The sequence below is a fragment of the Halobellus litoreus genome (assembly GCF_024464595.1).
In the GTDB taxonomy this organism is placed as follows: Archaea; Halobacteriota; Halobacteria; order Halobacteriales; family Haloferacaceae; genus Haloquadratum; species Haloquadratum litoreum.
In genome coordinates, this window is record NZ_JANHAW010000003.1 from 428,630 (window position 1) to 443,077 (window position 14,448).

Genomic DNA, 14,448 nt, shown 5'->3' on the forward strand with positions numbered 1-14,448 from the left:
GCGGCCCGGGACAGGCCCATTGAAATACGCAGTGGGCGATAGGTGTTGATCGGGGTGCGGTCAGTACGAGAGATTCACGTTGTATCACTACCGAATACTCTGTCCCAGAGTGTGTCGATGACGACGAATCCGACGAAGATCGCGACGACGTAACTGATAAAGTCGATTCCGATCGCGAGGGGACCGATAGCGTCGCGTGTATAGACGTTGTAAAGCGTGAATATGACTGCAGCGACCACGGCATCGGAGAGATGAGCGGAAAGCAGTGCTCGAAACGTCATTAACGGTGCCTTTCGGGGCTGGCTTCAAATTCGTGTTGGGTGAGTTTCTTGACTCGAATCCGACGTGTTCGCGGCCTTAAGCCACCAACTGTTTTTGAGTGGAACATATCTGCCGACGATGATTTCGTCGGAGTCAGCTGACAGAATCCGCGGGGGATAGTCGCATCCGCAACCCACGCCGCTGGACTGTGACGTACCCTATCGAGAGTACGGCGATGAGGACAACGGCCCCAACGTTCACCAGCCCCGAGACGGCGACGAATCGCGCGGGACCAGTGAATTCGGGGCGGAGGACCGTGGCGGCGATCTCCGCGGTCTCGGGTCGAACGTTACTCAGTCCGTAGACGTTGTTAAACGCGAGGTTCGTCGCGGAGTGAAGCCCGATCGGAACGGCCAGCGAATCGGTGACGACGTAGGCACTGCCCAGAACCACCCCCATCAGCACCCAGAACGCGAGCGCGGGCAGTGAAGCCGCCTGGTCGACGTGAACGACGCCAAAGAGCAGTGAAGACGTACCGAGTCCAGCCAGCACCGCACCGCGTTCGGAGAGCCACCGCAACTGGAGTCCCTCGGCGGCGTTGGTGAGCACGATACCGCGGAACAGCAGTTCTTCCCAGATTCCGACGAGCAAGAATTGGACGGAGAACGCGATCAGTGCCTGTGAAACGGGAAGCGCGTTCGCAGCGACGCCCGGTGACAGAACCGCCGAGATGTGCGCCCACCCCACGGAGAGGTGCACTCCGAGCGCCATCCCCCATACGAGGAACGCGATGACCGCACCCGCAGCCGCATCACGGATCCACTCCGGTCCGACGTCGAGTCCGTAATCAGTGAGTCGGCGGCGATCGACGTTCCAGGCCCAGACCACGGCCACGAGAAGCACTATTATTACGGTAAAGGCGTTCTGTGCGGCTCCCAGGACCGATGGCGGAAGATCTCGATTACCGAAGAGGACGGGCGGAAGGACCTGTGATCCGACGGCGACGAGTACGAACGCACCGAGGATCCGCCACAGTGCGCGCGGCCGGTGCTCAGTGCGGTTCCACAACGGGGCGAGCAGCGTCCGTGTGAACTGTCGTCGACGATCGGTCCCTCGCGTGGCGACGCTCTGCTGGTTGGAGGGGCTGTCCGCATCGCGGGGCACATCGGGCTTCGACATCGGTATGGTGAGCAAGAGGAGCCACGACAAAGAGCGCCATCGCCTGGTTTCAGCGAGTGAAGCCGGGCACAACCGAAACACGGCACCGAACTGTTATTGAGCACGAAATAGACGTGGCAGGTGTTGTGTCGGACGGAACAGACGCGGCGGCACTCGCTGACCTCCTCGCGGACGACTGTGCCCGACACATCCTCATCGAAACGAAAAATGATCCCTGTTCGGCGTCCGAACTCAGTGCACGTCTCGATACGTCGGAACCGACGATCTACCGTCGGCTCGAACGACTTCGGAAGCACGACCTCGTGTCCGAGGAAATCCGGCCCGTTACCGACGGCAAGAACTACAAAGTCTATCGAGCGCGACTCCACAGAGTCACGCTGGAACTCACCGATGAGGGCTTCGAGAGCACCGTCTCCCGTCGTGAACGGATGGCCGACCGGTTCACTCGCTTCGTCGAAAACAGATGACCACACTTGAAATCATCCTCCAGTCGATCGATCTCGATACGCTGAGCCGTGTGCGCACCGTCAGTGAACTGCTCTCCGTCGCCCTGGGCTTAGCGATCAGCTACCTGGCGTACCTCGGCTATCGCCGGAATCGAAGCCGTCCGATGCTGTTTATCGCCCTCGGATTCGCGCTTATCCTCGGCGTTCCTGGCCTCGCACTCGTCGTGCTGAGATTCGGCCTCGACGCACCGATCCCGATCGTCAATAGTGTCGGCCAAGTCAGCGAACTCGCGGGGCTCGTCGCGATCCTTTACGGGCTGTGGACGCCGCAGCGCACGTAGATAGGGAGACCTCGTGAGTGCGAGAACCGGTTCACACGCGTACCTGAGAAGGATCTCACTTCCCGCACGCGTGTCGTGATGGCAGTAAAGAGCCAATCACGAATGTGATCGACAGCGTAAACAAGTTGAGAGACACCGGCGCCACGTCGAATCAGCGAGGGGATCAGCTGGTTCGATGGGCATCGAGCCCAGCAGAATCAGTAGGTCGCCAGATCGGAGAGCAGCGCCGTCGCACGTGATTTGAGACTTCGGTCCACAGCCCCAACCGGTCGACGTGCGGTCGCGTTTCCGTACTGGTCGAACTCCGTCTCGATGCGATACGTCAGCGGTTTCGGTGTCTCTTCCTCCCAGAGGTCGACGACGAGGTCGCGATTGTCGACGATACGACGGAGCCGTCCCGTCTCGCTGTCTAGCGTCGCCTCGATCCAGCAGTCCCCGAACGCAGAGACGGACGTGAACGAGAGCGGAACGACCTGTGCGTAGGCGTCTGGCCCGGAAATTCGGTACGTGACTGTCCCGTCTCTCACCTCGGTTCGCGTCCAGTCAGTCCGATGTGGCCGGATAAACTCGCCGCGGACCGTCTCGACCACTGACCCGCCCTCGGCGACGGCGTCGACGCCGTCGACGCTCTCCGACAGACGCACTGTCCCGTTCTCCGGCGTCGGCGCGTCGAAATCGTACAGTATCGCCCCGTCGGTGACGTAGCACACGTTCGTCAACGGAAGGTCGTAGCTATCGCTGTACACGCGGCTGTAGTGAAGCAGCGCCCACAGCAGCTGGTGCGGCGTGACAAACTCCCGGTCCGGCACGTCTTCGACGCTTTCACTGCGAGTTAGCGGCGCATCGAACGTCGTCAAGGTGTGGAGGTGCCGCCGACGGGAGTGTTCGTGCCACTGTCTGCGCACGTCGAGGTCGTACGGTGCCTCGCCGGTCCAGTCGTTCAGCACCCGCACCGTCGTGATGGACCGATGGTCCGCGGCGTGACGGTGGCGGGCCGCCGCGACGATGCGCTCGCGGGGTGAGTCACCCGTCGGAAGCGCCGGGTCGTACGGACGGACGTCGGCCACGCGAACACCGCCGTACCCCGCGAGGGTGCCCACGGTCGCTGCCCCGACTCCGGCGAGGAACTCCCGGCGGTTCATCCGTCGGCCCCCGGAGTACTCGTCTCTGGCCGCCAGACGGCGACCGCTCTCGATGTCTGCCGCTCGGGCGCCACCCAGACCAGACGCGTCGTCGCCGGCTCCGGAATCTCGTGAGTCAGCGTCGCCCCCGGCGTGAGCGGAAACTCCCCGACCGAGTCCGTGCCGTCGCGGTCGACCCAGACAGTCTCGACGCCGTCGGCACCCGGTGTGACGACGAACAGGCGGCCCGTGTTCTCGGCCGTGACGCGGTTGCCGCGGTCGAACGTCACGCGGAATGCTTCACGGTCCGGATCCCAGTCTATCGTCGCGAAGATGTTCGGTCCGCTGGTCGGATACGCCGTCGTCGAGGGACCACTCGGTGTCAGCATACATCCGGAGAGGGGGACGAGCGTCGCGAGGAGGGCACGTCGATGCACGGGTGGCGCTTCGCCTACGAGGTGTAAATATGAGTGGGTCCGCGGACTGAGGGAGTCCTCGGCTTCTGGTGTTTACCGGTTGAGAGCCAGCCGGTCAACCGCGGTGTGCGGGAACTCGGGACGAGACAGATGCTCCTGGGCGATGCCGGGCAACCACGGTCGCGCTCGCAGCGTTGGACAGTCGAGGATTTCCCGAGCTGTCGTCTTTCAGTCACAACTGTAACGGCTTGGCGGATGGAGAGATCAACGGGCGTCAACGTCCCCCCACAGTCACTCAGACGTCGGGTTGCTCCACCCTGGCCTCCCAGAACCGGTCTCGCAAATACCGTTCATCCATCGCGCTGCGACCAGCCAGTCTCGCGAGTCGGCCGATGGAAGCCCAGAGCACCTTTTGCACAGGGAGCGGTGCAATGGCGATTCGCGTTTCGTCCTCGACGTACTCGGCCAACAACAGGCCCTGAACGAGATCAGGTTCGCCGAACTCTCCTTCAGTCCCGAAATGTCCCTCGTGGTCGAGTCCCGCGGACATATACTGGGTGTCGATCGTCTTGGTCCAAGGGACTTCGACGTGGAAGGCGACGAAACCGTCGGTGTCGTTTCTGAAGTAGTGCGGATCTCCAGGTTCGACGGTCAGTCGTTCACCAGGTTCGAGATGGTTCGGTTCGCCGTCAACGACGACAGTCACCGTACCTTCGACCGACCGGAAGACTTCGCGATTGCTCGTATGGACGTGAGGCGGCAGTTCGGTGGCATCCGGGCCGAGCCAGACGAGCATCGCTGGAGTGCCGTTCCCGCTCGATTCCGGGTACTGCAGTATCGTCGACCACATTCCCATCCCCGGACTCGATGCGAGGGCGTGCGGCGACGCGGAAAACAGTTGTATGGCACGTCCGTCCGGATCGACTTCGAGTTGAGGGCCGTCGGTCGGGTTACCGGCGTCGTCGAGCGGTCGGCCGGTTATCTCGGGGACCATACTCGCGGCGTCGCACGGTAGACGGAAATGACTGGTGAATACGAACCCACCCCGTCGGCGTCACTGGTAAAAGAAAGAATCGAGCGCAGGGGTTTGTTCGATAAATTAGAATACAAATCACTGTTTAGAGCGTGTCGTAGGAAGACGCTCATACCGTTACGAACTGGGAGGCCGAAGTCTGATATTACAGGCCCTCTGACAACAGGCAGATGCATTGGTTCCGAAAAGCGCGGTATGCGGTCGCTCTCTTGGTGATTCCGCTCACTGGAATCGCCTTCGCCACACGGATCGGTGAGCACTCCGCGCGGTACGTTGTAACGGTATATCTCGTATTAGCAGGAACGTTCGCGCTGACCGTAGGTATCGCGTATGCAGATCATTCCGTAACCGAGTGGCTCTCGTGATCTGTGATAGATTCACTAGCGCGCTGTAATACCCGGTGAAATCGTTCGTCGACAGCAGTCAACAGATACGATGGCGAGTGTCTGAGAGACGACCAGAACAGTTCTCACTCGCTTGTTCGTTCCAAACCACACTGCACAGAAACGTGACTTCCGCTGTAGCCCCGCCCCCGGGTTGCGGAGCGATGGAGGGTCAAATCCGCGCGCCTGCTTTCTCGCTCAGCGGTCGAACCGTCCGAGAAATCCCCCGCTTTCGGTCGATTCCTCGGGACCGTCAGGTTGGTTGATCTCGGGTGATTCGGTATCGGACTCGTCGTCGTCGTCGTCGTCGGCATCTTCGGATACCGACGGCGTCTCCGCCCGGCAGGTAACCGAAATGGGTTCGCCGTTTCGGGCGGCTTCGACCGCCCACATCTGTCCGCATCCGAGAACAGTCTGCCAGTCGTCGCCCGCCCGGCGAGCGACGGAAACGAGTATCTCGTCCGTCTCGGCGTCTCGGCCCGCGTACTCGATGCGGAACAGATCGCCGTAGATCTTCAGTCCGGAGGGCGTGTCGAGTCTGACCGGTGTGGTATCGGTCGACCCGTCGGGGCTCTCGACGGCCACTTCGACGACGGGGACGTCCTCCTCGGGCGTCGAAAAGGCGATTTCGAGCGTGTTGCCGTCCAGTTCGACGTCGGTCAGATCGACGAACGAGGCCGACTGACCGGTCGCTTCTGCCACGCGTTGCCGGAGCGGTTCGAGCGGAAGCCGGACAGTGTCGCGTCCCTGTGTCATCTCTCCGAGGGCCTACACGGGGGAGACGTATGACTTCTCCGGCGTTAGGACGGGGCCCTACCGGAGCTGGCTACCCCTCGTTAGGGAGAGCTTATAACCGCGGTCCGAAGACGTCGGCGAGTTCGTCCCGGACGAGGTCGCGCATCGCCTCGGCACGGGCCTCCCGCCGCGTCCGCTCGTCGAGGTAGTTTCGATCGGAGACCGCCGCGTCTCGGCTCCCTTGGGCGGCCGCGACGGCAGCCGTTCCGGCCTCGATCGAGGGCTGTTGCTGCCGGTAGAGCCGGTACCACGTCCGTCGGCCCATCTTCGGGAGCGGATGCCCGCCGTCGATCTGCACCCCCGCGCGCGCTCCGAGGTCCCGGAGCCACCTGCGCGCGGTCGCGGTCGACATCGGGCGATCGAGGGATTGGCCGGGCAACAAGTATCCCGTCCAGCCGTCGCGGTCCGCGAGGTCGTCGATGCGCCGTTGGGTCGCATCGACCCCGACGAGTAGTTCCACGGTGGCGCGCGTCCGACGGGCGTTCTTCCGTTCCCCGGCGGCAAACTCGATGTACGGAACGGTTCCCTCCCGATCGGATGGGTCGAGCACGAGTTGATCGACGTGAAGCTCGCAGGCCTCGACCGGGCGGAGTCCCCACCCGGCGAGCGCGAGGAGGAGGAAACCCTCGTCGGCGTCGGCGACGTCGAGCATCGCAACTAGGTCGTCGCGTGAGAGCGCGGGGTGATCGTAGCGCGGGTCCTCGTCCCACCCGAACCGGTTCAGGAGGTTCTCGGCGGGGTTGTAGAGCCCTCGGCCCATCTCGACGACGAACGTGTACCAGTTCTTCACTGCCGAGACGTACTTCTTTTTCGAGGCGAGCGTTCCGAGTTCGTCGTCCAGAACGCGGAACGTATCGCGGACCCGGGCGATCTCGTCGGGTTTGGCGGTCTCGTCCAGCAGCGGCGTGAGCAAGTCGCTCGTTCCGTTGACGTCGCGGTACGTCGTCGCGAACGTTTTCAACCGAGATTTGCGCGGGGCCACCGTCGTCGAGGCGCGTCCTCGGTCCCGTTCGAGTTCTTCGAGGTAGTCCTCGAATACCTGAACGGTGGGGTCGTGATCGAGCCCCCAACCGTCGGTTTCGTCGTCGTTGCTGGCAGGTGGCAGACCTACCTTTTCGTAGAACTGGCCGGGCGAGAGGTCGTACGAGCGTCGAAGTCGTTCGACGAACCCCGAATAGTTCGATTTGAGCCACGCGTACGTCGGCGTTTCGCGAGTCGGGTCGAGTTCGACGGCGGGGTCCGCGCGGATCGCTGGAATGATCTCATCCCGATAAAACCGATCGAACTCGCCTAAATCGTCGAATTGGGCGTATTTCGGCGTCATATCTCGATTTCGAGCCGCCGGAGAAACCCGCTCGCTCCGTCCGTGGGTGATTCGAAGTGCATCCGTTTGGGTGGGTAGAGCGTTTCTATCTAGGATATTATAATTTGTGGTGTGTCGTTGTCCCGAGCAGACAACGAAACAACACAGAAATAGCGACGGTCGAGGACACTAAGCGATAAATCATATAGCGCGATATCAAATTTTCCAGTGCGGACTGCGGCACCCTTCACTCCGGCGTCCGAGGAGTTCGGGACGCTACGGCGTGAAATCGGTCGGAGACGACGCGTCACACCGGAGAGGTCGCTGCGCGAGAAAAACTGGCCGAGCCGTCAGTAGTCCGCGACGCGCTCGATCGCTTCGGCGATGCGCGGGGGATGCGGGATGTAGTAGTCCTCCATCGACAGCAGCGGGACGGGGATGTCGAATCCGGTCACGCGCTCGATGGGCGCTTCGAGGTACATCAACACCTCGTCGTTGATCGTGGCGATGATCTCGCTGGCCCAGCCGCCCGACTTCGGCGCCTCGTGGACGACCACGCAGCGACCGGTCTTCTCGACCGAGTCGACGACCGTCGCTCGGTCCATCGGTGAGATCGTTCTGAGATCGATCACCTCCGCGTCGACGTCGATCTTCGAGACCGCTTCGAGCGTCTTGTGCATCATCGCGCCCCACGAGATCACCGTCACGTCCTCGCCTGCGCGACGAACGGCGGCCTCCCCGATCGGAACCTCGTAGTCGTCGTCGGGCACGTCCTCGCGGATCGACCGATAGACGTGCTTCGGCTCCATAAACAACACCGGGTCCGGGTCCCGAATCGAGGCCTTGAGCAGGCCCTTCGTGTCGTACGGCGTGCTCGGAATGACCACCTTCAGTCCCGGAATGTGCGCGTATGCGCCTTCGAGGCTCTCGGAGTGGTGCTCCAGCGCGCGGATCCCCGCCCCGTACGGCGTTCGGACGACCAGCGGCGCGCTCCACTCGCCGCGGGTGCGCCACCGCATCCGACTCGCGTGGGTGACGAGTTGGTCGAACGCCGGCGGGAGGAACCCCGAGAACTGGATCTCCGCGACCGGGCGCAGCCCGAAGACCGCCAGTCCGACCGCGCCGCCGGCGATGGCGATCTCCGAGAGCGGCGTGTCCACCACGCGTGTCCCGCCGAACCGGTCTTTCAGCCCCTCCGTCGCCCTGAACACGCCGCCGGTCTCGGCGACGTCCTCGCCGAAGACGACGACGCTGTCGTCGCGTTCCATCTCCTCGGTCAGCGCCATATTGATCGCGTTGATGATAGTTTCAGGCATAGATGCTCACCCCTTGGGTCGCCGCACGATGTGCTCGTCTAAGTCGTCCAGTTCGCTCAGGCTGCGTTCGAGCTCTCGCAGTTGCGCTTCGAGCTCGGGCGGCATCTCCTCGTAGAGGTGGACGAACAGCTCCTCGACCTCGCGGGGGCCGTACGCGTCGGCGGCTTCGATCGCCGCATCGAACTCCTCGTCCACCTCGGCGACCATCGCCTCCCTGTCGACGTGGTCCCACAGTCCTTCCGACTTGAGGAAGGACTCGTAACGCTCGATCGGGTCGCGGTCGAGCCACGGTTTCACCTCGTCTCGATCGCGGTACTTCGTGGGGTCGTCGCTCGTGGAGTGACCCTCGCGGCGATAGGTGAGTCCCTCGAAGAGGACGGGATTGCCCTGCAGCGCGAGCTCTCGGGCCTCGCTCATCGCGTGATACGTCGCGAGAACGTCGTTGCCGTCCACGCGGATCCCGTGAACGCCGTATCCGACCGCGCGCTGGGCGATCGAGTTGGCGTTCGTCTGCTTCTCGAACGGCGTCGAGATGGCCCACTGGTTGTTCTGACAGTAGAAGATCGTCGGGGCGTCGAGTACCCCCGCGAAGTTGACCGCCTCGTGGAACGCGCCGGTACTCGTCGCGCCGTCGCCGAAGTGCGCCGTGACGACCGAGTCGGTGTCGGTGATGTTCATTCCCCACCCGATGCCGGTGACCACGGGAAGGTAGCCGCCGACGGAGATACCGATCATACAGTTCTGTTCGGCCAGGTACTTCTGCGCGTCCTCGATGCCGCGCCAGAAGAGCAGAATGTCCCGCAGTGAGACCCCCTTCATTAGCATCGCGCTGGTTTCGCGTCCCATCGCCAGCAGGTAGTCGTCCTCGGCGAGGGCGTAGCCGCTCCCGACGATACTCGCCTCGTGGCCGCGGCTCGACCCGACGGTCCCCATCTCGCCGCGTCGCTGGAGGTTGATCATCCGCTCGGCGTACCGCTTCTCGACGAGCATCCAGCGATACAGATCGATGAACTCCTCGGTGTCGAGGTCCGGCACGTCCGCGGGGTCGTACTCGCCGTTTTCATCTATTATTTGATATTTAGTGACGGGGAGGTCGTCCTGCGTGATCCACGGGGCTTCCAGTTCAGTGGCCCCCTGTGAGGTGTTTTCGGTCATATCTCGTGGCTTCCGTGTCGGTAGACTTGTCGTGTCGATAATAAATATACCGAACGAATTGACGCCGTGTGGTGATTGGAGCGGCGGGACCGGACAGTACGGCAGCCACCTCTGGAAAAGTCCGAGACCGACCGTGTCGAACCCAGTTACCTAAACGTCTAAATGGCGTGGCCGACGTACATCGGTGATGTATGGCAGAGAGTGTCACCCACGGTTGGTCGGTCCCAGATTCGTGCTCCGTGGCATCGAGCGAGAGCACTGGTCAGTTCGCCCGGGTGATTGCCCGATGATCGACGCGGCCGAGGAGCGGGTCGTCGACTGCGACTGGCACTACCAGGACTCGTTCACAGAAGTCGCGAAGTATATGCCCGAGCCCTGGCGCACGAAGTACAAGAACAGCAATTGGGAGGACGCCGGCGTCACGCAGGCGCTCAGTTCGTTCTTCCCGACGTCGACGGGCGACAGACAGAATTACGGCAAGGTGCTGCGGGAGCACTCGAACTACCCCGACGAACCCGAAGAGCCCGAACGCGTCCGCGAGGGAATGGACTTCCTCGACGTCGACGTCTCCCTGCAGATCTCGCATCTCATCCTCGCTACAGGCGGAATCAACGCCGACGACGAACGCATTCAGGCGTTTACGAGGGGATATATCGAGTATATGTTGGCGGAGGTGCTGGACCCCGACGACGGCGTCTACGGCCTCGCGCCGGTCCCGTACGGCGACATCGACGCCTCACTTCGGATCCTCGATCGCGTCGAGGACGAGGAGGCGTTCGTGGGAGCGTGCTTCGTCACGGCGGGGGCGAGCCCGCCGCTCGGCAATCGGAAGTACGATCCGATCTACGAGCGCTGCGAAGATATGGACCTCCCGGTGGTCTATCACACGGGCGGGTCGGGACTCGACGAGTACGTCCGTGCGGGCTATCAGGAGATGATCGAGACCCACACGCTCGGGTTCCTCGAGTCGAATATGTCGCAAATCGTCAGCGTCGCCTGCCAGGGCGTCCCCGAGAAGTACCCCGACCTCGACATCGTCTTTATGGAATCGGGCGTCACCTACATACCCGGCTTGGTGAGTCGTCTCGACGAGGAGTACCTCAAGCGCCCCGAAGAAACGCCGCTACTGGATACGCGACCCAGCGAGTACATCACGGACTTCTACTTCGGGACCCAACCGCTGGAGATCTCCGCCCGCAACGATCTGCTCGAACTCTGCTTCGATATGATCGGCACGGACCAACTGCTCTATGCTTCGGACTATCCACACTGGGACTTCGACAGTCCCTCGGTCATCAACGACCTGCCGATGCTCGACGACGACGACCGCCGCGCGATTCTCGCCGGCAACGCGATGGAGGTGTTCGGGGTATAGGCAGACGCAAGAGTCCCTGACCAGCGATGTAGATTGACGTGGAAAGCAGGGACGGCGGCGGGTGGCCGATCGGCGAAAGACGACGCAGAAGCGGTCAGTTCGAGGGGATGTAGTCGTTGGTCGCGTACTCCGTGACGTCGAAGCTCTCCTCGACGAACCCGAGGTTGACCATCTCGTCCATCGTGAACTGCAGGCGGTCCATATCGATCGTGAGGTCCTGCCGGTAGTAGTCGTTGTTCGTGAGGAAGAAGCCGTCGACGAGCGGCTCGGGAAGCTCGAAGTACTCCGCGGCGAGCGAGACGACCTCGCTGCGGTTCTCGTAGGCGTAATTGACCATCTCGCGGAAGTCCTCACCCCACGCCGCGATGGCGTCGCCCTTCTCGTCGATGGAACTGTTCGCGGCGACGGTGTAGGCGAACGGGTACGCCTGGTCCCACGTCTCCTGTGAGGTGTACACTTCGGTGAATCCCTCGCCGCGAGCGGAGACGGCGAAGATCGCCGGGAAGACGCCGGCGTCGATACGACCGTCGTTGATCGCGGAGACGAACGTCGGGAACGGCAGTTCGACGATCTCAGCGTCGTTCTCGGGGTCGAGGCCGACCTGCTGGAACTTCTTGACGATCATCGCGTGGACGCCGGTCCCCTGTGCGTTGACGCCAATGGTCGCTCCTTCGAGGTCTTCGGGTTCGGTGATGTCCGAGTCCGCGCCCGAGAAGATGGTGATGCCGTACCAGTCGGGGTGAGCGTCCCAGAAGTCCGTCGCGATCATCGAGATGTTCCCCGGGACCGCCTCCTGACGGACGGCGGACGCGTAACTCACCGTCGAGAGCAGCGCCATATCGGCGTTGCCCGCCGCCATCTTGTTCAGCGAGTCCGGCGTGCTCTGGTCACGAGTGACGTTGAGTTCGTACTCCGAGCCGAGGTTCGTGAGTTGTTCTTGGATGTCTTCGATCGCGAACAGCGAGGCGATGTTCTCGACGGGTACGGTAAACGCCAGCCCGAGTTCCGGCGTCCCGCCACCGGTGATGCTCGAACACCCGGCGAGGCCGGTGAGTCCGACGGTCCCGACCGCGGCGCTGTGTTTCAGAAACGATCGGCGACCCGAGTTTTTGAGTGGCATCGTAAAGTGAGTAACATAATCGAACTAAATAAATGTTTGTGAATATACGCCAACAGCGGCGTTCGGACGGCGACGACGAGAGCACTCTCGTCACCGGCGAGTTGCACGAACGCGTTCCGGCCAGCGAAAGAGGCGATCGAAGCGGTAGAGTACCGTCGAGCATCGGATCTCGGGGGGTGCCGACGGCTGACAGGGAGCTATCGGCAGTTAAGAACATAATAACAGTCGTGGACACGACCGTGCGGCGTTTCGTCAAAAACGCGGACGCGTCGCCTCAGTAGTTGACGCGGGCCTTCGACTCGATTTGCCCGATCCACTGCCGGTCTTCGAGATCGCCCTCCTGCCACTCGATGGTCTCCCACTCCGGATCGAAGACGAGGTAGCCGCCGGCGTTGAACTCGATGCGGTGGCCGCTGACGGGGTCGCGCACGTAGAGGAACTTCCCGCGGGAGATGGAGTGCTGTCCGATCCCGTCGGTCGGGATGCCGTGCTCGTTCATCGCGTCGTGCGCGTCGAAGAGGTCGTCCGCCGTGTCCACTTTGTACGCGATGTGGTGCAGCGCGGGGTCGTTCGCCGGGTCCTCGTCTTCGATCACCGCGGCCTCGATCTTGTTGCCGTTGGCGCTGAGGAAAGTCCCCCATCGCGAGCCGTCCTTGCGGTCGTACCGCTCCTGCACGCGGAAGTTGAGCGCCTCCTGGAGCCACTCCCGGAAGTCGTTGGCCGCGGGGTCCCACAGCTGGACGTGATCGATTCGCTTGGGCGCGATCGGATTCGTCGTCGTCCGGGAGTACGTCTTGTTCTTGAGCTTCGAGCGACGCTCCGCCGGCGGGTCGGGTTTCTCCATTTCGTAGTAGAACTCGAACTCGTGTCCCGTGGGCGTCGTGAAGCGATAGGCCTCGCCCTGGCCGAGTTCTTCGCCGTCGTCGATCCACGTCACGTCGATGTCCCGCTCCTCGAGGGCTTCCTCGAAGGCTCCGAGATACTCGGGCTTACGCGTCTGCCAGCCGACGTGGTCGACCCCGGCCTCGTCAGCCTCCGAGAGGACGATCGAGTGGTGGTCGAACTCGTCGACGGCGCGGAGGTACGACGTGTCGCCGTCGCGTTCGACCTCTTCGAAGCCGACGGCGTCCCTGAAGAACTCCAGCGAGCCGTCGAGGTCGGGCGTTTCGAGCGCTACGTGACCGAGGCGAGCGAGTTCTGGATTCATCACAACTCAGTGCACGTCGGTCTCCGATAATAACCTATCCTTCCGAACGGACGTTCGCCGGAACCGAAGGAGTCGAGCGTCCGGACGTTACCGCAGCGAGTCGACCGAATCCAGCCGTTCCGAGAGCGTCGACTTGATCGACGCGAGGTCGCCCCCGATTCGGATGATCTGGTGGCCGTCGTCGACGGCCGATTCGATGGCCTCGGGCTCGGTCTCGATGACGCCCGTCGGAACGTCCGCCTCGTGACACGCCTCGGTGATCTGCTCGATCGTCTCGACCACTTCGGGATGCGTCTTCTCGCCGGGGTGACCCATCTGTACCGAGAGGTCGGAGGGACCGATGAACACGAAGCCGAGTTCCGGAACCGAGAGGATGTCGTCGAGCTCGTCGACCGCGGTCGTCTTCTCGATCATCACGCCGAGGCACACCTCCCGGTCTTCGGTCTCGATGTAGTCACCGCCGGACAGCCCCCACGTCCGGGAACGACCGCTCGCCATACCCCGTTCGCCGGGTTCCCCGTCGTAGACGAACCGAGCGGCTTTCGCGGCCTCGCGGACCTCCTCGGCGGTGTCGACGCGCGGGATGAAGACGTTTCTGACGCCCGCGTCCAGCACCTTGCGGATCAGAGAGGGGTCGCCGCTCGGGAGCCGGACGAACAGTTCCGTCCCGCCGATTTCGGCCGCCCGTGTCAGTTCCTCGAAGACGGTGCTGTCCCACGGGCTGGGACCCATGTGTTCGAAGTCCAGCCAGACGAAGTCGATCCCGAGTTCGCCGTAGATCTCGATCACTGTGGGGGAGAAGGTCGACGACCGGGCACCGAAGACGACGTCACCGTTCTCGATGGCGTGCCGGAAGGCGTTTCGTTGCTCCATTGTGGGAGCGACTGCGGGAGCGAGTGTGTTATACGTTCCGATCGAATCACTCGACGGGCCTCGCGGGCGACGCGGTCGGCGGAAAGAGACACCGAATCGGGGGGGCATCGGACGAATCTCCGGC

Annotated in this window: 15 protein-coding genes; 3 read left to right on the forward strand and 12 right to left on the reverse strand. The window is 62.7% G+C overall.

Annotation, left to right across the window (positions count from 1 at the left end):
- Nucleotides 1-74: 74 nt before the first annotated feature.
- Both NO360_RS16330 and NO360_RS16335 read right to left on the reverse strand, forming a co-directional pair.
- The gene (locus NO360_RS16330) at nucleotides 75-281 is read right to left on the reverse strand and encodes a hypothetical protein (RefSeq protein ID WP_256308922.1); all 207 of its coding nucleotides are present in this window, start codon (nucleotides 279-281) and stop codon (nucleotides 75-77) included.
- A gap of 133 nt (nucleotides 282-414) precedes the next feature.
- Complete coding sequence (locus NO360_RS16335; protein ID WP_256308923.1) at nucleotides 415-1,440, reverse strand: type II CAAX endopeptidase family protein; 1,026 nt, start codon at nucleotides 1,438-1,440, stop codon at nucleotides 415-417.
- 125 nt (nucleotides 1,441-1,565) lie between these two features.
- On the opposite strand from NO360_RS16335, the gene NO360_RS16340 reads away from it, so the two are divergent.
- On the forward strand, nucleotides 1,566-1,907 hold the full coding sequence (locus NO360_RS16340; protein ID WP_256308924.1) for an ArsR/SmtB family transcription factor: 342 nt from the start codon (nucleotides 1,566-1,568) through the stop codon (nucleotides 1,905-1,907).
- Nucleotides 1,904-2,227, forward strand: coding sequence for a DUF7521 family protein (locus tag NO360_RS16345; RefSeq protein WP_256308925.1), 324 nt, complete (start codon nucleotides 1,904-1,906; stop codon nucleotides 2,225-2,227). The genes NO360_RS16340 and NO360_RS16345 overlap by 4 nt, the downstream gene beginning before the upstream one ends.
- 197 nt (nucleotides 2,228-2,424) lie before the next feature.
- Here the strand turns inward: NO360_RS16345 and NO360_RS16350 are convergent, their stop codons facing one another.
- The 7 genes from NO360_RS16350 to NO360_RS16380 all read right to left on the reverse strand — a co-directional run bounded on the left by NO360_RS16350 (nucleotide 2,425) and on the right by NO360_RS16380 (nucleotide 9,749).
- Entirely contained in the window at nucleotides 2,425-3,369 is a 945-nt protein-coding gene (locus tag NO360_RS16350) for a hypothetical protein (protein WP_256308926.1), read from the reverse strand.
- Complete coding sequence (locus NO360_RS16355; protein ID WP_256308927.1) at nucleotides 3,366-3,785, reverse strand: hypothetical protein; 420 nt, start codon at nucleotides 3,783-3,785, stop codon at nucleotides 3,366-3,368. The genes NO360_RS16350 and NO360_RS16355 overlap by 4 nt, the downstream gene beginning before the upstream one ends.
- Before the next feature lie 274 nt (nucleotides 3,786-4,059).
- Complete coding sequence (locus tag NO360_RS16360) at nucleotides 4,060-4,758, reverse strand: cupin domain-containing protein (protein WP_256308928.1); 699 nt, start codon at nucleotides 4,756-4,758, stop codon at nucleotides 4,060-4,062.
- A 620-nt stretch (nucleotides 4,759-5,378) separates the two neighbouring features.
- The gene (locus tag NO360_RS16365) at nucleotides 5,379-5,936 is read right to left on the reverse strand and encodes a VOC family protein (protein ID WP_256308929.1); all 558 of its coding nucleotides are present in this window, start codon (nucleotides 5,934-5,936) and stop codon (nucleotides 5,379-5,381) included.
- Between the two features lie 91 nt (nucleotides 5,937-6,027).
- The gene (locus NO360_RS16370) at nucleotides 6,028-7,299 is read right to left on the reverse strand and encodes a site-specific integrase (protein WP_256308930.1); all 1,272 of its coding nucleotides are present in this window, start codon (nucleotides 7,297-7,299) and stop codon (nucleotides 6,028-6,030) included.
- Nucleotides 7,300-7,628: 329 nt separating this feature from the next.
- Complete coding sequence (locus tag NO360_RS16375) at nucleotides 7,629-8,594, reverse strand: alpha-ketoacid dehydrogenase subunit beta (RefSeq protein ID WP_256308931.1); 966 nt, start codon at nucleotides 8,592-8,594, stop codon at nucleotides 7,629-7,631.
- A gap of 6 nt (nucleotides 8,595-8,600) precedes the next feature.
- On the reverse strand, nucleotides 8,601-9,749 hold the full coding sequence (locus NO360_RS16380) for a thiamine pyrophosphate-dependent enzyme (RefSeq protein ID WP_256308932.1): 1,149 nt from the start codon (nucleotides 9,747-9,749) through the stop codon (nucleotides 8,601-8,603).
- Nucleotides 9,750-10,035: 286 nt separating this feature from the next.
- On the opposite strand from NO360_RS16380, the gene NO360_RS16385 reads away from it, so the two are divergent.
- Nucleotides 10,036-11,124, forward strand: coding sequence for an amidohydrolase family protein (locus NO360_RS16385; RefSeq protein WP_256308933.1), 1,089 nt, complete (start codon nucleotides 10,036-10,038; stop codon nucleotides 11,122-11,124).
- A 94-nt stretch (nucleotides 11,125-11,218) separates the two neighbouring features.
- Here the strand turns inward: NO360_RS16385 and NO360_RS16390 are convergent, their stop codons facing one another.
- From NO360_RS16390 to NO360_RS16400, 3 genes are all read right to left on the reverse strand, one after another.
- Entirely contained in the window at nucleotides 11,219-12,244 is a 1,026-nt protein-coding gene (locus tag NO360_RS16390) for an ABC transporter substrate-binding protein (protein WP_256308934.1), read from the reverse strand.
- 274 nt (nucleotides 12,245-12,518) lie between these two features.
- Nucleotides 12,519-13,451 (reverse strand): VOC family protein, encoded by a 933-nt coding sequence (locus NO360_RS16395; RefSeq protein WP_256308935.1) that lies wholly within the window; start codon nucleotides 13,449-13,451, stop codon nucleotides 12,519-12,521.
- A gap of 87 nt (nucleotides 13,452-13,538) precedes the next feature.
- Nucleotides 13,539-14,324 carry an HpcH/HpaI aldolase family protein gene (locus NO360_RS16400; protein WP_256308936.1) on the reverse strand — a complete coding sequence of 262 codons (786 nt, stop codon included), beginning with the start codon at nucleotides 14,322-14,324 and terminating at the stop codon, nucleotides 13,539-13,541.
- Nucleotides 14,325-14,448: the final 124 nt, after the last annotated feature.

Bases quoted from the DNA above. Each gene is read 5' to 3' on its own strand.
- NO360_RS16365 (WP_256308929.1), bottom strand. From the start codon at position 5,936: ATGACACAGGGACGCGACACTGTCCGGCTTCCGCTCGAACCGCTCCGG.
- NO360_RS16360 (WP_256308928.1), bottom strand. From the start codon at position 4,758: ATGGTCCCCGAGATAACCGGCCGACCGCTCGACGACGCCGGTAACCCG.
- NO360_RS16400 (WP_256308936.1), bottom strand. From the start codon at position 14,324: ATGGAGCAACGAAACGCCTTCCGGCACGCCATCGAGAACGGTGACGTC.
- NO360_RS16370 (WP_256308930.1), bottom strand. From the start codon at position 7,299: ATGACGCCGAAATACGCCCAATTCGACGATTTAGGCGAGTTCGATCGG.
- NO360_RS16385 (WP_256308933.1), top strand. From the start codon at position 10,036: ATGATCGACGCGGCCGAGGAGCGGGTCGTCGACTGCGACTGGCACTAC.
- NO360_RS16345 (WP_256308925.1), top strand. From the start codon at position 1,904: ATGACCACACTTGAAATCATCCTCCAGTCGATCGATCTCGATACGCTG.
- NO360_RS16375 (WP_256308931.1), bottom strand. From the start codon at position 8,594: ATGCCTGAAACTATCATCAACGCGATCAATATGGCGCTGACCGAGGAG.
- NO360_RS16330 (WP_256308922.1), bottom strand. From the start codon at position 281: ATGACGTTTCGAGCACTGCTTTCCGCTCATCTCTCCGATGCCGTGGTC.
- NO360_RS16390 (WP_256308934.1), bottom strand. From the start codon at position 12,244: ATGCCACTCAAAAACTCGGGTCGCCGATCGTTTCTGAAACACAGCGCC.
- NO360_RS16350 (WP_256308926.1), bottom strand. From the start codon at position 3,369: ATGAACCGCCGGGAGTTCCTCGCCGGAGTCGGGGCAGCGACCGTGGGC.
- NO360_RS16335 (WP_256308923.1), bottom strand. From the start codon at position 1,440: ATGTCGAAGCCCGATGTGCCCCGCGATGCGGACAGCCCCTCCAACCAG.
- NO360_RS16380 (WP_256308932.1), bottom strand. From the start codon at position 9,749: ATGACCGAAAACACCTCACAGGGGGCCACTGAACTGGAAGCCCCGTGG.
- NO360_RS16395 (WP_256308935.1), bottom strand. From the start codon at position 13,451: ATGAATCCAGAACTCGCTCGCCTCGGTCACGTAGCGCTCGAAACGCCC.